A 15,009-nucleotide genomic window follows, 5' to 3' on the forward strand; every position below is an offset into this window, starting at 1 on the left:
ATATCCGCGGTAAGAGTTTGGCCGGACTTGAGAGCTACGTTCGCACGGCGTGGCCGACGTATGTGGCCGTGATTCCAAACCTCGAGGCCATGAGCTATCAAAAGAGCGATAGATCGAACTTGCTCTACATCCTTGCAAGGATCAGTTGTTTTCTAGAGGACTCCTTCGCAGCGACGAGTAGGGTTGGATTCGAAACCTACTGGCGCAGAGACAAGGGTGGAAAGACATTTGATATTGAGCATTTGTTGATGAAGAAGTTTGAGATTACGAAGTTGCCAGCAACTCACGGATTCGTCGACGAGCGTGAATACCTGGAAATGAGGAACAAGATCGGCGCGCTGGCGCTGCTTCCCCGTTCTAGGAACCGGTCTCTTCAAGACACCTCATACCGAGAAAAGTTGTCTTCGTATGCCACGGAAGGTGCGATTACGCAGACACTCGATAGCGGGATTTATAAGAGCAACCCGAATGTTGCCTCTTTCTTGGCGAGCGCCCCCACCGTTAAATTGGCACCCGTTCCGGATTTCGCGAAGGCTGATATTGCGGCAAGAGCAGCGGTTTACGTAGAGCTGAGCAAGCTGATTTGGCAATCACCCTGATGCACATCCGGCTGACATTGCCGCCGGGGTGACCCAGGAGCAGCCTGGATGCGATACAAGCAGGTTTCAAACACATATCACCTGAGTGAGGCAGGCAGGATGTTTGCCTCACGGATGGGTGCGCCGGGTCGTCGTGCCATTGAAATGGGCAAATCATGTTCCCTCAGAAGGTGGAAATCCTGACCTGCGTACTGATGGTCACCGCTGCGCTGCTGGTGAGCTTCGCGAAATGCGCTGGTTGCGTTTCCAAGCCCCTCTAGCTTTCCAATCATGGCCATCACACAAGGCCCGGCAACCGCCGGGCCTTGTGCTTTTGTGCCGGTAGTCAAGGAGAAATCACGATGCATCTGGTCGAAACCATGGCTTATGCCGGCGAGCGCCCGTGGCATGGCCTCGGCAATAAGCTGGCGACGCAACAGCCGATCGAAGTCTGGAGGCGACAGGCCGGGATGGACTGGTCTATCGAGGAGTCCGAAGTTCGGTTCCTGGTCGGAAAGAACGGCATCGGAGCCATCAACGCCTTCCCCGAACAGAAGGTGCTGTACCGCTCTGACACGCACGCCCCGCTTTCGGTTGTGTCCAAGCGATACCAGGTGGTGCAGCCAGGCGAGATCCTCGAGTTTTACCGCGACCTGACCGAGGTCGGCGGATTTGAACTTGAGACGGCCGGCGTGCTGCGCGAGGGACGGAAGTTTTGGGCCTTGGCCAAGACGGGCCAGAGCGCCGTGCTGAAGCGCAAGGACCGTGTTGAGGGTTACCTGCTGCTGGCGAACGCCTGCGACGGCACCTTGGCGACGACGGCGCAGTTCACGTCTGTGCGGGTGGTTTGCAACAACACCCTGTCCATCGCCCTTGGAAGCAATGCGGGCGCGATCAAGGTGCCCCACCGGAGCCGATTCGATGCTGACGCAGTCAAGCGGCAGCTGGGGCTTACAGTGTCCACTTGGGATCCCTTTGTCGCCCGGATGAGGGCTTTGGTGGAGTGCCCCGTAGATCCGGACTCGGTGGATGGGCTCCTGCGCCGGGTGCTGACCTATCCGAACTCGGACGGGGAGGGCGTGGCGGTCAATGAACAGGCCTACAAGGTCGCGCGAGCCCTGTACGACGGCGCGGGCAAGGGCTCGGAGCTGGCAAGTGCCCGCGGTACCGCGTGGGGCGTCCTGAGCAGCGTCACCGAGTTCGTCGACCACCATCGGCGTGCGCGCAGCGACGACCACCGCAGGAATGCGGCGTGGTTCGGTGCCGGCGCTCAGCTGAAGCAGCGGGCCTGGGACGAAGCCATGAAGCTGGTGGCATGAGACATGGCAATCGACTGTCTCGATGCCGCCTACATCGCCATTGGAGCCAAGCACGCGCTGGACAGGAGTGTGCGTGGCTACTCGGACATGCCGTTCGAGGGCGAGTGTTCCTACGTCCGGGCGTGCATCGACCAGGCCCCCTTGCTGGCACGAGCCTGGGAGGGCTGCAACGGGGCATTTCCCGGTGTCTGGTGCTACGAAGTGGCTGAGCCATTCGGGCGGGCCTTCGGTAAGCACCTTCTGGCAGGTGGGGCCGTGGACCGAGCCGGATCGATCCTGGAGGGGATCGTAGCGTCGGCGCTGAAAGAGTCGCCGGCGTAGCTGCCGCGTCCCAACAAGCCACCTACAAGGCCCGGTCTCCGCGAGGAGACCGGGCCTTATCACTTGGAGAATCGAAATGAGCAGATCGGCAGCCGTACGCCTGGTCGACACGCGCTCGATGGAGCGTGAGCAGTGGTTGGAAGTCCGCAAGCGGGGCATCGGAAGCTCCGATGCAGCCGCGGCCGTGGGGCTGTGCCCGTACAAGAGCCAGCTCGAGCTCTGGATGGAAAAGACCGGGCGGAGCACCCGGGGGGAAGAGCCCGGGCAGGACGACCCGATGTACTGGGGCACTCTTCTGGAGCCGTTCGTCGCTTCGGCGTATGCCGAGCGGACCGAGCGCAAGGTGCGGCGGCTCAATGCCGTGCTGCAGCACCCGACCTACAGCTTCATGCTGGCCAACATCGATCGCGAAGTGGTTGGTGCCGAGGACGTCCAGATCCTCGAGTGCAAGACAGCTGGCGAGTTCGGCTCCCGCCTGTGGTGCGACGGGGTGCCGGAATACGTCCAGATCCAGGTCCAGCACCAGCTGGCGGTGACGGGCAAGCAGGCAGCGGACGTGGCCGTGCTGCTATGCGGCCAGAAGCTGGAGGTCCATCGGATTGAGCGGGATGAGGAGGTGATCTCGCGCCTGATCGTGCTGGAGGCCCGGTTCTGGGAGCACGTGGATCAGGACACGCCTCCACCGGCGGACGGCAGCGAATCGGCGGCGAAGGCCCTGCGCAGTCTCTACGTGGGGAACGACACAAGCGTCGATTTCACGGGAGACGCAGAGCTCTCCGCAGCCTTCGCCCGGCTCGTCGCGTTACGGGACGAGATTGGTCAGCTGGATACGCAGGCTGAGCAGCTGCGCCAGCGACTGGAGCAATCAATGGGGGATGCGTCCAAGGCACTCTTTCCCAGCGGGGAGATCACCTACCGGCGTTCCAAGGACAGCAACAGCGTTGATCTCAGGCGACTCGCGCATGCCCACCCGGGCCTGGTGGCCGAGTTCACCGTCGGGCGACCCGGATCCCGACGATTCCGGATCGTTCCCTATGCCCTAGAAGGAGCAGCACCATGCTGAAAGGCTTGGCTATCACCCCGCCCGTGATCGGGCGAATCTCAATCGGCCGCGTGGTCGAGCGCAACGGCAAGCGCCTGCCGGAGAAGGATGACCAGTTCACCCTGACCAGCCAGGTCCAGAACCGGGAAGGCTGGGTGCTTCACCCGCTGGACGAGGCTCTGCGCAAGGGAGCAGGAGGGAAGCTCCGCTCGATCCCGGTCAGGTTGCTGTTCAACGACCCCGGCCTGAACCTGCGCGCGGACTATTCACTTTTCGAGCGGTCCACGGGCCGGCCTGTATGCGTTGGCAACGGTGAGACGAGCAGACGCGTGGGCAAGGAGGGCATGACCCAAGAGCTGTGTCCTGGCCCGGATGCCTGTCCTTTCGCCATGGGGGAGTGCAAGGCGTATGCCCGACTAAACGTCAGGGTCGGGGATGACGACGAGCTGGGTAGCTTTGTGCTGCGGACAACGTCCTACAACACCATCCGGACCTTGGCAGCCCGGTTGGCGTATTTCGACGCGGTGTCGGGTGGTCGGCTCTCCTGCCTGCCCTTGGAGCTCAAGCTTCGAGGCAAGTCCACGACGATGAGTTTCAGGTCGGCCATCTACTACGTCGATCTGGTGGTCCGAACCGGGGTGACGCTGGAGCAGACCATCATGGAGGCGAGAGATCTCGACCAGACACGCCGGGAAGGTGGCTTTGACCAGGTCGCATTGGATGAGGCCGCCAGGCGGGGATTCGCCAATGGAGCGTTCGAAGACCTCGCCGAGGATGTTTCGGCAGTCGTCGAGGAGTTTTACCCCGACGGCGAGTCGGTGGAACAGACGTCTCCGGCGTCTCGTAGAAACGGTAACTCCCTGCACGAACGTCTCGAAACCCAGGTGGCCCGCGTGGGCGCCGCATAACTGATTGAAGGAGAACACGATGTTGAAGGTTGTGGGTGCAGCAGTGGTGTACGGGTTCGCCCTGTACGGACTGGGTAAGTTCCTGAAAGAGATCGAAATAGCTTTGCCTTTGCCAGAAGCGTCCTGAGCCAGTCGGCGACCCGACGTAAGCATGCCCGGCCCGGGCTAGCGCACCCGAGGGCTGTGGCCGGGCACGTGTCCGCGTGTAGCGAAACCGAAGGGGCGCATTGCGCCCCTTCTTCATTATCAGCTCGGGCCTCGTGGGGCTCAGAAAAAGATGAGGTGACTGATGGATAGTAATGCGACACAGCGGCTTCTGTATGTCCGCACCCCTTCCCGGTTGTACAAGGTGGCCGGCGCTGACGAGATCCTGGAGGCGGCACGAGTCGTCGTCGGGAACCGGATGCAGCGGGGAACATCGTTCTCGGACCCTCAGACCGCCAAGGACTTCTTCCAAGGCAAGCTGGCAGGGCTACAAAAGGAAGTCTTCGCCGCGGCGTTTCTCGATGCGCGGCACCGCCTCATCGAGTACGTCGAGCTATTTCAGGGGACGATCGATGGGGCAGAGGTCCACCCCAGGGAGGTGGTGCGACACGCCATCCGGACAAACTCAGCCGCAATCATCGTTGCGCACAACCACCCCTCCGGTTCCGCCGACCCGTCTGCTGCAGATCGCACCGTTACTGCCCGGCTCAAGCAGGCGCTTTCCCTGGTGGACGTAAGGCTGATCGATCACGTCGTCGTGGGAGGGGAGCAGGCCGTGGCAATGGCCGAACGCGGCTGGATCTGATCAGAAGGCGAAAGATCGAGCTGCCGGCACGGCAGCTCGGTCGCTAAGGAGGTGGTGAAGGGACCGCCGATCGCCCGGCAGCCGTCGCTCTACACCCTCGTCAAACAGGGTTCCTAGAGCGTGACGGAAATGCAGTTCCTAGCAGTCCGTAAGGGATTGATCAGGCTGCGAAATTTCTTCGATAAGGCATCACCACCCCAGGCGCAGCGTGGGCGGCGTTCCGCTGGGACAAGGTGACGTGTTTTTTTTCACTGTTTAGCAGGAGGCTGGCTCCTGACTCGCCGAGCGCCCGAAACTGGGCGCATGGACAGAAGCAGCACAGGCGCAGAAGCAGAGGAGGACATCGGCACTCGCCTGCTGTGCGTCAGCGACCTGATCAAGAAGCTCCAGATGTCTAAGGCGACCATCTACGCGTACGAGGACGATGAATCCGACCAGTTCCTTCCAGATTTCCCCAAACATATCAAGCTCGGCCGAGCGCGCAGGTACTACCTGCACGAGATCGATGCGTACCTGGAAAGCTTGGGCAACAAGCGCAAAGCGTAAGTGCCTCTATTTTCCGGCGCAGATCGCACTCGAGTGGTCCGGAACCCGCGACACGCCTGAGTTTCAGGCGCCGGGATAAACACATTACGAAAGGAATTAGCACTGTTACTACTTTTGTGGAGTTATGAGTGTGGGCAAGTGTTGAACAAATCACTATCAATATGGAAATGGAGAAGTATTAGATGGGCAGGAGTACGTTCAAATCCAGGCGTGGATACAAGTGCAAGCGCACTGGGTTGAAGCGCTCCGTCGTGGACGCCGTCGAATCGCGCGCGCCCACTCGAATGCCGATGGAATGGCACACGGTTCAATGTTGGCATAAGCCCTTTGGTGCTCGCTCAGTCTGCAACGACATGGACTTCACCAATACGCTACGCGACACGGTCGACGATGTGGGCGAGCTCCTGCGATCCACGGGCAAGCTTTTCGATTATCGCTGGCGAACGCCGTTTGGAAAGGTGTTCGTGCCAACCAAGCGCGGGAAGCGTGTCCAGAACGTCCTGAAGCGGGATCTGGCCGGAGTCTCACGCGTTTTGGAGGGTCGAGATGTGCACCCGTACTTCAGCGAGGCGGCGCGCTTGGCACAGAACCTCCATTGGGAAGGGCTGGAACCAGCGGATAAGAGCGACCTGCTCGAGAAATTTATGATAGATCTGAGGGCAGGCTGCAGCACCCCATCGGTGAAGCGCAGGATCGACAACGCGAAAACGGCAGAGCGAAAGAATATGCGTTCAGCCTACCGTTTGCTGGATCAGTCACGGCTGTATTACTCAAAGCTGCTGGTGATTCGCCTGGATCTGGAGTTTGCAACAGACCCATTTCTGCGACCAGCTCCCATCTCCTACGCCACCGCTCGTGAAGCTCGCAACAGGTTTTTCCACGTGCTGCGGACGAGCGGTTATGCCGCGCACTTGGTTGGCTATATTTGGAAAACGGAATGGGGATTCTCCCGTGGCTTCCACCATCATGTCGTGGTGGTGCTGTACGGACAGGCGGTTCGCAACGAGTTCGCTATCGCCGAGGACCTCGGCAATACTTGGCGAATGATCGCAGGGCGGCTGGGTTCGTTCCACAGCTGCAACCACTGGGCGACAGAGAGTTACGACAAGGTCGGCGTGGGGATGATTCATCGCTCCAACGACGCGAAGTGGGAGACGTTGGCTGATACCGTCAGGTACACGACGAAGGCTGAGGTCTACGCTCGAAGCCTTGCCGGGTCCTCGGAGCTCTTCGGTACCGGCGGGCCTTACAACTGCTTCAAAGGGGCCGGCCCCAAGCGCAAGCTGCTGCCCCCGTGGAGTGGCGAGCACAAAGCGTTCTCCGACCTGATGGACAGGCTGGGCATGGTGCCCGAGGGTGGATCAAGGCTTGGAGGTGTCTTTGAACGTTTGGGCAAGAGCCTTCCTCCTCAGCCAGTTCGTTAGTGTTTGCTCGAGGTTTTCGGAAGAAAGATGCTCGTCGACATCGAGTTTCTGCATTTCTTCCAATAATGCGCGCACGGCCGCAGCCTTGCTGGGCCAGCCACCTTCAGGCCGTCGCTCGATCAGCAGCTCTTCAAATGCCCCGATGAGCGGCGCGAACGTTTTCTGCCGTCCATGACCTCCGGCGCTCGCGCGCTTCTTCTTGCCCGCATAGATCGGGACGTAATCGGGGCCTTCATCGAGGGCTTCGCTGAGGGCCTTACAGTTCCAGTGGCAATGTTGCAGTGCTACGCGTGCCGCCTGGTCATCCCCGCCCTTATATGCTTCCGCTGCTTGGTCCAGGCAGATTAGACTCGCGATCAAGGCACTTGCTCTCGCTTCATAGCCCTCCGAGTGGAACTTCAACATAGCTGTGATAGCAGCCGCTTCCCGGTCGTCTCGGGTGGATTCTGCTTTGGCAAGGTAGTAACTCCAGCCTTCGGGCAACTGGGACCGGCTGAATAGAGCCTCGACCATTTTCACGTCTTCGGAGACTGCTAAATCGAATCTTGACGCTTCCATCTTCGTGGCCTTCCGTCATCCTCGAGCCAGTCGGCACCGAACGCGATCATAACGAGTGAGGCCCCGAGCTGCTCTGGAGCGGGCGAAATGCAGTTTTCTGCAGCAGGGTTCGCCCCCGTTTTCACGGACAGCTACAAGAAGGCCGAAAGGGGCCGCCTCCCGCTTTCGATGACCTCGGCTCTAACCCGGCATGGCGAATAAGTTTGAGCGAACAGCGCGAACTGTTGCAGATCGTCGCCTTTATGAGTGCAGTCCTCGATAGCGTCAGGTGGTGCCGCAACATGCAGACGGGGTCAGTGCATCGGTCTTTGAGTCTGCTAGAGCGGGATAGGTAGCCGCTCCTACAACCGCGACAGTGGGCGTGCTCACGGCTCCGGAGGCTTCCGCCAACGCCGTCGCGGCAACGTCGCCCTTGCGTTCGCTGTAGCGACTGGTCAGGTAGTCGCTGCGGTCGCGCACCAGCAGGGTGAACTTGACGAGTTCCTCCATGACGTCCACGACTCGGTCGTAATACGGCGAGGGCTTCATCCGGCCCTCGTCGTCGAACTCCTGCCATGCCTTGGGCACGGAAGACTGGTTCGGGATGGTCACCATGCGCATCCATCGGCCGAGCACCCGCAGGGCATTGACGACGTTGAACGACTGCGAGCCGCCGCAGACCTGCATGACCGCCAGGGTGCGGCCCTGGGTCGGGCGCAGGCTGCCGATTTCCAGCGGCAGCCAGTCGATCTGGTTCTTGAACACGGCGGTGACGGTGCCGTGGCGTTCCGGGCTGACCCAGACCTGCCCCTCGGACCACTGCGACAGCGCGCGCAGCTCCTGCACCTTCGGGTGGTCCGCGTCGACGGTGTCGAGCAGAGGCAGGTCGCGCGGATCGAAGACCCGGACGTCGGCCCCGAAGTGGCGCAGCAGGGCCCCAGCTTCGAGGGCGAGCTTGCGGCTGTAGGACTGGGGTCGGAGCGAACCGTAGAGGATCAGGATCCGTGGCGGATGGCTGGCGCCATCCACACCCAGCTTGAGGGCTGTTGGAACATCGGCCACCGCGGAGACCAGGTTGGGGAGGTCGCCATGCACGCCGGAGGTTGCTGGATCGGATTTCATTCCAGTATTCTAGAAACATGGAACTCACCAAAGCAAGCACCGCGTTGGCTGCGCTCGGGCATCCCACCCGCCTGTCCGTCTTCCGCCTGCTCGTGGAGGCAGGGTTTGAGGGGACCACGCCCGGCCAGATCGCCGATGCCCTGGCGCTGCCCGGCGCCACGCTGTCGTTCCACCTCAAGGAACTCACCTTGGCCGGGCTGATCGGCGGCGAGGCGCAGGGACGGAGCATCATCTACCGCGCCGACTTCGACGCCATGAATGGCCTCATCGGCTTCCTGACCCGCAACTGCTGTGGCGGCGATGCGGGCCGGTGCCTGCCTGCCGCCTCACCGTCGCGCAAGCGGACCCGCAAAGTGCGCGAGGCCTGAGCCGTGCTCCTCGCGCTGCTGATCTTCGTCGCCACCATTGTCCTCGTCATCTGGCAGCCGAAGGGCCTTGGGGTCGGTTGGAGTGCCTCATTCGGTGCGGCGCTCGCGCTGCTGACCGGCGTGGTCGGCGTGTCCGACATCCCCACGGTCTGGGGCTTTGTCTGGAACGCCACCTTCACCTTCGTGGCCGTGATCCTGATCAGCCTGGTGCTCGACGAAGCGGGCTTCTTCGAGTGGGCGGCGCTGCACGTGGCGCGCTGGGGTGGGGGCAGCAGACGCAGGCTGTTCGTGTACCTCGTGCTGCTCGGGGCGGCCGTCGCCGCCCTGTTTGCCAACGACGGCGCGGCCCTGATCCTGACGCCGATCGTGATCGCGATGCTGCTCGCACTGAAGTTCAGCCCGGCCGCGACCCTGGCCTTCGTGATGGGCGCTGGGTTCATCGCGGACACAGCGAGCTTGCCGCTGATCGTCTCCAACCTGGTCAACATCGTTTCGGCGGACTACTTCGACATTGGGTTCGCCGAGTACGCCTCGGTGATGTTCCCGGTCAACCTGGTGTCGGTGGGCGCGACGCTGGCCGTCCTGCTTTGGTTCTTCCGGCGTGACATTCCCGGCAACTACGACGTGGTCCTGCTGAAGGATCCGCGCTCGGCGATCGTCGATCGCGCCACCTTCAATGCCGGCTGGGTGGTGCTGGCGCTGCTGCTGGCGGGCTTCTTCGTGCTCGAGGGACTCGGCGTGCCGATCAGCGCGGTGGCCGGTGCCGGCGCGCTGGCGCTGCTGGGCGTGGCGGCCAAGGGGCACAGGATCTCGACCCGCAAGGTGGTGCGCGAAGCACCCTGGCAGATCGTGGTGTTCTCGCTGGGCATGTACCTGGTGGTCTATGGCCTTCGCAACAATGGCCTGACCGACGATCTGTCGCGCCTGCTGGACTGGTTCGCCGGCCACGGCCTGTGGGCTGCGACCTTCGGTACCGGCCTGCTGACGGCGTTCCTGTCGTCGGTGATGAACAACATGCCGACGGTGCTGGTCGGCGCCCTGTCGATCGACGCCAGCCAGGCCGATGGCGCAGTGCGCGAGGCGATGATCTACGCCAACGTCATCGGCAGCGACCTGGGTCCGAAGTTCACGCCGATCGGGAGCCTCGCCACGCTGCTGTGGCTGCACGTGCTGGCCCGCAAGGGCATCCGGATCACCTGGGGCTACTACTTCAGGGTAGGCGTCATCCTGACGTTGCCCGTGCTGTTTGTGACGCTGGCTGCGCTCGTGGTGCGGCTGAGCATTGCGTGATCGCCGTGGCCTGAAGCGATAACCGGGAATTCCTTCGCACAACTCCTGAGGTGGCCGACATGAAGAACCGATACAACGTCTTGTTCGTATGCACTGGGAATTCTGCGCGAAGCATCATTGCGGAGGCAGTGGCGAACCGCTTGGGTAGTGGCCGTCTGCATGCGTTCAGCGCGGGAAGCCACCCAGAGGGGCATGTACATCCGGGAGCACTCCATGCGCTGGATACCGCTGGCCTTCCGACCTCCGGCCTGCGCAGCAAGAGCTGGGAAGAATTCACGGCGGCGGATGCGCCAGAAATGGACCTGATCATCACCGTCTGCGACCGCGCCGCGGGCGAAGCCTGTCCGCACTGGCCCGGGCATCCAGTCACCGCACATTGGAGTGTCCCGGACCCTGCCGCAGTGCACGGGAGCCAAGAACAGGTCCAGCGAGCTTTCAGTCTTGCATTGCAGATGCTGCAGCAGCGGATCTCACTCTTGCTCTCCTTGCGCCCCGAAGCCTGGGATCGCCTTTCCATCGAATCCCACTCAAATCCGGAAGTGAACGCATGACCATCCGCGTCGGTATCAATGGTTTTGGCCGCATGGGCCGTCTCGCTCTGCGCGCAGCTTGGGGACAGACGGACATCGCGTTCGTCCACATCAACGACCCCGCGGGCGACCCGCTGACGTTGGCGCACCTGCTGAATTTCGATTCGGTCCACGGGTGCTGGGACCGCGAGATTGCGGCAGAGGGCGACGCGCTGGTCATCGACGGCACGCGAATCCCGATCACGCGCAACAAGGAGCTCGCGGCCACCGACTGGTCCGGCTGCGACGTCGTGATCGAGGCCTCCGGCAAGTTCCGCAAGCCCGATGTGCTGCAGCCCTATCTGGACCAGGGCGTGAAGCGCGTGGTGGTGACGGCCCCGATCAAGGCGGCGGGAACACTGGATATCGTCATGGGGGTCAACCATGGGCGATTCGATCCGGCCAGCCATCGGATCGTGTCGGCCGCATCGTGCACCACCAACTGCTTCGCCCCCGTGGTCAAGGTCATCCACGAGGGCCTGGGCATTCGCCATGGCAGCCTGACCACGATCCACAGCCTGACCAATACCCAGACGATCGTGGATGCGCCGCACAAGGACCTGCGCCGTGCCCGCTCCTGCGGGAGCAGCCTGATCCCGACGTCCACCGGTTCGGCTACGGCCATTGCCGAGATCTTCCCCGAGCTACGCGGCCGCCTTGACGGGCACGCCGTCCGGGTTCCGCTGACCAATGCCTCGCTGACGGACTGCGTGTTCGAGGTCGAGCGGCCGACCACGGTCGAGGAGGTCAACGGCATGCTGCGCGCGGCCGCGGAGGGCGAGCTGTCCGGGATCCTCGGCTTTGAGACCCGCCCGCTGGTCTCGATCGACTACCAGACCGATCCGCGCTCGGGCATCGTGGATGCGCTGTCGACGCTGGTGATCAACGGGACCCAGGTCAAGATCTATGCCTGGTACGACAACGAGTGGGGTTACGTGAACCGCACCGTAGAGCTCGTGCGGCTGGTCGGCGGCGCGGACCGCTAGCCCATGACGGCCCGGCTCACCCCGGAGGTGCGCCAGTACCTGCTGATCACCGGCAACTACTGGGCGTTCACCCTCACCGATGGCGCGCTGCGCATGCTGGTGGTGCTGCAGTTCCACCAGCTCGGCTACAGCCCGCTGCAGATCGCGATGCTGTTCCTGTTCTACGAGGTCTTTGGCGTCGTCACCAACCTCGTCGGTGGTTGGCTGGGTGCGCGAATCGGGCTCAATCGCACGATGAATATCGGGTTGGGCCTGCAGGTGATCGCGCTGGCGATGCTGCTAGTCCCGAGCACTTGGCTGGTGGTGCCGTGGGTGATGGCTGCGCAGGCGTTATCGGGCGTTGCCAAGGATCTCAACAAGATGAGCGCGAAGAGCAGCATCAAGCTGCTGGTTCCCGCTGATCAACAGGGAGCACTGTTCAGGTGGGTCGCCGCGCTGACCGGTTCCAAGAACGCGCTCAAGGGCGTCGGCTTCTTCTTGGGTGGTGCGCTGCTGACAGCCATCGGCTTCAGGCCGGCGATCTTGCTCATGGTGGTGGGCCTGGCCCTGGTCTGGCTCCTGAGCCTGGCGACGCTGAAACGCGATCTCGGCAAGGCTAGCGGCAAGCCAAAGTTCCGCGACATCTTCTCCAAGAGTCGGGCCATCAACCTGCTGTCGGCCGCACGCATGTTCCTGTTCGGGGCGCGCGACGTGTGGTTCGTTGTCGCGTTGCCGGTGTTCCTGGCCGAAGTGCTGGGCTGGGATTTCTGGCAGGTCGGGGGTTTCATGGCGGCATGGGTGATCGGCTACGGAATCGTGCAGGCGCTGGCGCCGTACTTCACCGGGCGTCGCCGTGGCCATGTCCCGGGCGGCCGTGCCGCAACTGCCTGGGCGGCAGTGCTGGCCGTGGTGCCCGCGGCGATGGCGATGCTTATGCTCCAGGGTGTGTCCCCGCAGGGTGTCCTGTTGGCGGGGCTGGCCGTGTTCGGGGTCCTGTTCGCGGTCAACTCGTCGCTGCACAGCTATCTGATCATCAGCTATGCCGACGCCGACGGCGTTTCGCTGGACGTGGGCTTCTACTACATGGCCAACGCCATGGGTCGGCTGCTCGGCACGGTGCTGTCCGGCTGGGTGTACCAGGCCGCGGGGCTCGAGGCCTGCCTGGGGATCTCCGCCGTGCTCGTCGCGCTTGCCGCGATCATCTCGGCTTGGCTGCCCGGGCACCGGACTTCCGGCGAGTCGGCCGCATGAGCACCACGCGCGCGCAAGACGTGGATGTGCTGGTGATCGGAGGCGGGCAGGCCGCACTTGCCACCGCGTACTTCCTGCGGCGCACCGGGCTGTCCTTCCTGGTCGTCGATGCCGAGGATGGGCCCGGTGGGGCGTGGCGCCACGCATGGCGTTCGTTGACCCTGTTCTCTCCGGCGGCATCGAGCTCGATCGCGGGCCGGCAAATGGTGTCGCAACAGGAGGGCTATCCGGCTCGCGACGACGTGCTCGCCTACCTGTCCGACTACGAGGCGCGCTACGCGATCCCGGTCGAGCGGCCCGCGCTGGTGCAGTCCGTGCACCGCGCGGACGGACGTCTCGTCGCGTCCGGCGCGGGCAGGCGCTGGTCGGCCCGGGCGATCGTCAGTGCGACGGGCACCTGGCGCAATCCATTTGTTCCGGAGTACCCCGGGGCTGACTCGTTCGCCGGCGAGCAGCTCCACTCCTCGCACTACGTCGAGCCGGCCCGCTTTGCGGGAAAGAAGGTGCTGGTCGTGGGAGGTGGCAACTCGGGTGCGCAGATCCTGGCGGAAGTATCGCGGGTGGCCGACGCGCGCTGGGTCACGCAGCAACCACCGTCCTTCCTGCCCGACGACGTCGACGGCCGCGTGCTGTTCGCGCGTGCCACGGAACGCTGGAGGGCACAGCAGGAGGGCCGGGTCCCGGACGTGCCCGTCGGAGGGCTCGCTGACATCGTCATGGTGCCGCCGGTGCGGGACGCCCGCGAGCGGGGCGTGCTCCACGCCGTTGCGCCGTTCGAGCGATTCACCACGAGCGGCGTCGTGTGGGCCAACGGCCGGGTGGAGCGGGTGGATGCCGTGATCTGGTGCACCGGATTCAGGCCTGCACTTGGCCACCTGCAGCCTCTGGACGTGCTTGAAGCCGACGGCCGCGTTCTCGTCGATGGCACGCGCTCGGTGAAATGCCCGCAGCTGTGGCTGGTCGGCTATGGCGACTGGACAGGTCCGGCCTCGGCCACGCTGGCCGGGGTCACCCGTTACGCCAGGGACACCGTGGCCGGGATCCGGGCCGCATTCGAGCCCGACCCCGAAAGCACGCCGACAGCATTACCGTAGCAGCAGCACCGGCACGTGGCTGGTGCGCAGGACGTGGGTGGTGGTGCTGCCCACGATCATGTTGCGGATCCTCGAGTGCCCGTAGGCGCCCATGACCAGCACGTCGACGTGTTCCTGCTCGACGGCCGCGCTGATGGTTTCGTTGACCGCGCCACTCCGGTGTCGGCACGCGACCTGGTGGCCGTGACCGCGCAAGGTTTCTTCGGCCCAGCGCAAGGCGGCGTTTTGCTCGCTGTTCGCATCGCCCGCCATCAGCACGACGACGTCGAGGCCGCGGAACAGCGGGCTCGCGGCGACCATCTCGACGCCCTTGCGCGTGGTGGCGCTACCGTCGAAGGCCACCAGGACGCGACGGGGCTCCTTGAACTCGCGCGACGCGACCAGCAGCGGGCGGTGCACCGAGCGCACCACGCGCTCCAGCTGGCTGCCGAGGTGGCCCGAGTCGAAGTCCGCGTGTTCGCCCCGCTTGCCGATCACGAACATGCGGACGTCGGGTTCGAGTTCCACCAGTGCTTCGGAGAGCGAGCCATGGCGCATGCGTGATTCCGCAGGGATCCCATGGCTCTCCTGCGCGATCGTCCGCACCTGCCGCAGTAGCAGCCGGCCGGACTCCTGCGCCAGCTTTCCGCGCTGCTCGTCCAGTTGCACCAGTTGCGCAAGCAGCTGTTCGCGCGTATCCAGCGCCAGGTTCCCGCTCAGGTCCGGCCTGCCGGGCTGCGTCGGCTGGCGGTCCAGCACGTGCAGGAACTCGAGCGCTGCGTCCAGGCGCAACGCCGACCAGGCGGCATACCTGGCGACGCTGGTGCTGTAGACCGATTCATCAACGGCGGCCAGCACGCGGCCGCCGATGTTCAACAGTGACGTGGTCGTGTTCATGGCAATTCC

17 protein-coding genes are annotated in these 15,009 nt (G+C 63.5%); 14 read left to right on the top strand and 3 right to left on the bottom strand.

Annotated features, from left to right (window positions below):
- The 8 genes from WCD84_RS07515 to WCD84_RS07550 form a co-directional block, all read left to right on the top strand.
- A partial coding sequence (locus WCD84_RS07515; protein WP_343280946.1) for a GmrSD restriction endonuclease domain-containing protein occupies positions 1–599 on the top strand: 599 nt, incomplete at its 5' end.
- 341 nt (positions 600–940) lie between these two features.
- Positions 941–1,897 (top strand): DUF932 domain-containing protein, encoded by a 957-nt coding sequence (locus WCD84_RS07520; RefSeq protein WP_343280947.1) that lies wholly within the window; start codon positions 941–943, stop codon positions 1,895–1,897.
- 3 nt (positions 1,898–1,900) lie between these two features.
- Positions 1,901–2,218: a hypothetical protein gene (locus tag WCD84_RS07525; RefSeq protein ID WP_343280948.1), complete on the top strand. Its 318-nt coding sequence runs from the start codon at positions 1,901–1,903 to the stop codon at positions 2,216–2,218.
- A gap of 76 nt (positions 2,219–2,294) precedes the next feature.
- Positions 2,295–3,281 (top strand): YqaJ viral recombinase family nuclease, encoded by a 987-nt coding sequence (locus WCD84_RS07530; protein WP_343280949.1) that lies wholly within the window; start codon positions 2,295–2,297, stop codon positions 3,279–3,281.
- On the top strand, positions 3,275–4,168 hold the full coding sequence (locus WCD84_RS07535; RefSeq protein ID WP_343280950.1) for a recombination directionality factor: 894 nt from the start codon (positions 3,275–3,277) through the stop codon (positions 4,166–4,168). Before WCD84_RS07530 ends, WCD84_RS07535 begins: the two co-directional genes overlap by 7 nt.
- A gap of 289 nt (positions 4,169–4,457) precedes the next feature.
- Positions 4,458–4,958, top strand: a complete 501-nt coding sequence (radC, locus tag WCD84_RS07540; RefSeq protein ID WP_343280951.1) for a RadC family protein — start codon at positions 4,458–4,460, stop codon at positions 4,956–4,958.
- Positions 4,959–5,261: 303 nt separating this feature from the next.
- Positions 5,262–5,504 (top strand): helix-turn-helix transcriptional regulator, encoded by a 243-nt coding sequence (locus WCD84_RS07545; protein ID WP_343280952.1) that lies wholly within the window; start codon positions 5,262–5,264, stop codon positions 5,502–5,504.
- A 353-nt stretch (positions 5,505–5,857) separates the two neighbouring features.
- Entirely contained in the window at positions 5,858–6,928 is a 1,071-nt protein-coding gene (locus WCD84_RS07550) for a YagK/YfjJ domain-containing protein (RefSeq protein WP_343280953.1), read from the top strand.
- Here WCD84_RS07550 and WCD84_RS07555 read toward each other — a convergent pair.
- The gene (locus WCD84_RS07555; protein ID WP_343280954.1) at positions 6,866–7,447 is read right to left on the bottom strand and encodes a hypothetical protein; all 582 of its coding nucleotides are present in this window, start codon (positions 7,445–7,447) and stop codon (positions 6,866–6,868) included. The genes WCD84_RS07550 and WCD84_RS07555 overlap by 63 nt on opposite strands.
- Before the next feature lie 303 nt (positions 7,448–7,750).
- Positions 7,751–8,587 carry an arsenical resistance protein ArsH gene (gene arsH, locus WCD84_RS07560; RefSeq protein ID WP_343280955.1) on the bottom strand — a complete coding sequence of 279 codons (837 nt, stop codon included), beginning with the start codon at positions 8,585–8,587 and terminating at the stop codon, positions 7,751–7,753.
- A 17-nt stretch (positions 8,588–8,604) separates the two neighbouring features.
- On the opposite strand from arsH, the gene WCD84_RS07565 reads away from it, so the two are divergent.
- Genes WCD84_RS07565 through WCD84_RS07590 form a run of 6 tightly spaced genes read left to right on the top strand, consistent with a single transcriptional unit; the run spans position 8,605 to position 14,124 of the window.
- A complete protein-coding gene (locus WCD84_RS07565; protein WP_343280956.1) occupies positions 8,605–8,955 on the top strand; it encodes an ArsR/SmtB family transcription factor in 351 nt (116 codons plus the stop codon).
- A gap of 3 nt (positions 8,956–8,958) precedes the next feature.
- Positions 8,959–10,245: an arsenic transporter gene (locus WCD84_RS07570; RefSeq protein ID WP_343280957.1), complete on the top strand. Its 1,287-nt coding sequence runs from the start codon at positions 8,959–8,961 to the stop codon at positions 10,243–10,245.
- 59 nt (positions 10,246–10,304) lie between these two features.
- Positions 10,305–10,796 (top strand): arsenate reductase ArsC, encoded by a 492-nt coding sequence (locus WCD84_RS07575; RefSeq protein ID WP_343280958.1) that lies wholly within the window; start codon positions 10,305–10,307, stop codon positions 10,794–10,796.
- Positions 10,793–11,800, top strand: a complete 1,008-nt coding sequence (locus WCD84_RS07580; protein ID WP_343280959.1) for an ArsJ-associated glyceraldehyde-3-phosphate dehydrogenase — start codon at positions 10,793–10,795, stop codon at positions 11,798–11,800. The genes WCD84_RS07575 and WCD84_RS07580 overlap by 4 nt, the downstream gene beginning before the upstream one ends.
- Positions 11,801–11,803: 3 nt before the next feature.
- Entirely contained in the window at positions 11,804–13,030 is a 1,227-nt protein-coding gene (gene arsJ / locus WCD84_RS07585; RefSeq protein WP_343280960.1) for an organoarsenical effux MFS transporter ArsJ, read from the top strand.
- Positions 13,027–14,124: an ArsO family NAD(P)H-dependent flavin-containing monooxygenase gene (locus WCD84_RS07590; RefSeq protein ID WP_343280961.1), complete on the top strand. Its 1,098-nt coding sequence runs from the start codon at positions 13,027–13,029 to the stop codon at positions 14,122–14,124. Before arsJ ends, WCD84_RS07590 begins: the two co-directional genes overlap by 4 nt.
- Here WCD84_RS07590 and WCD84_RS07595 read toward each other — a convergent pair.
- Entirely contained in the window at positions 14,116–15,000 is an 885-nt protein-coding gene (locus WCD84_RS07595; RefSeq protein ID WP_343280962.1) for a universal stress protein, read from the bottom strand. The genes WCD84_RS07590 and WCD84_RS07595 overlap by 9 nt on opposite strands.
- Between the last annotated feature and the right edge of the window lie 9 nt (positions 15,001–15,009).

The organism is Luteimonas changyuni (assembly GCF_039548395.1).
Taxonomy (GTDB): domain Bacteria; phylum Pseudomonadota; class Gammaproteobacteria; order Xanthomonadales; family Xanthomonadaceae; genus Luteimonas.

Excerpts from the sequence above, each read along its gene's own strand:
- radC (WP_343280951.1), top strand. The coding sequence starts at position 4,458 with ATGGATAGTAATGCGACACAGCGGCTTCTGTATGTCCGCACCCCTTCC.
- arsH (WP_343280955.1), bottom strand. The coding sequence starts at position 8,587 with ATGAAATCCGATCCAGCAACCTCCGGCGTGCATGGCGACCTCCCCAAC.
- WCD84_RS07520 (WP_343280947.1), top strand. The coding sequence starts at position 941 with ATGCATCTGGTCGAAACCATGGCTTATGCCGGCGAGCGCCCGTGGCAT.
- WCD84_RS07550 (WP_343280953.1), top strand. The coding sequence starts at position 5,858 with ATGGACTTCACCAATACGCTACGCGACACGGTCGACGATGTGGGCGAG.
- arsJ (WP_343280960.1), top strand. The coding sequence starts at position 11,804 with ATGACGGCCCGGCTCACCCCGGAGGTGCGCCAGTACCTGCTGATCACC.
- WCD84_RS07575 (WP_343280958.1), top strand. The coding sequence starts at position 10,305 with ATGAAGAACCGATACAACGTCTTGTTCGTATGCACTGGGAATTCTGCG.
- WCD84_RS07565 (WP_343280956.1), top strand. The coding sequence starts at position 8,605 with ATGGAACTCACCAAAGCAAGCACCGCGTTGGCTGCGCTCGGGCATCCC.
- WCD84_RS07535 (WP_343280950.1), top strand. The coding sequence starts at position 3,275 with ATGCTGAAAGGCTTGGCTATCACCCCGCCCGTGATCGGGCGAATCTCA.
- WCD84_RS07590 (WP_343280961.1), top strand. The coding sequence starts at position 13,027 with ATGAGCACCACGCGCGCGCAAGACGTGGATGTGCTGGTGATCGGAGGC.
- WCD84_RS07525 (WP_343280948.1), top strand. The coding sequence starts at position 1,901 with ATGGCAATCGACTGTCTCGATGCCGCCTACATCGCCATTGGAGCCAAG.
- WCD84_RS07595 (WP_343280962.1), bottom strand. The coding sequence starts at position 15,000 with ATGAACACGACCACGTCACTGTTGAACATCGGCGGCCGCGTGCTGGCC.
- WCD84_RS07580 (WP_343280959.1), top strand. The coding sequence starts at position 10,793 with ATGACCATCCGCGTCGGTATCAATGGTTTTGGCCGCATGGGCCGTCTC.
- WCD84_RS07530 (WP_343280949.1), top strand. The coding sequence starts at position 2,295 with ATGAGCAGATCGGCAGCCGTACGCCTGGTCGACACGCGCTCGATGGAG.
- WCD84_RS07545 (WP_343280952.1), top strand. The coding sequence starts at position 5,262 with ATGGACAGAAGCAGCACAGGCGCAGAAGCAGAGGAGGACATCGGCACT.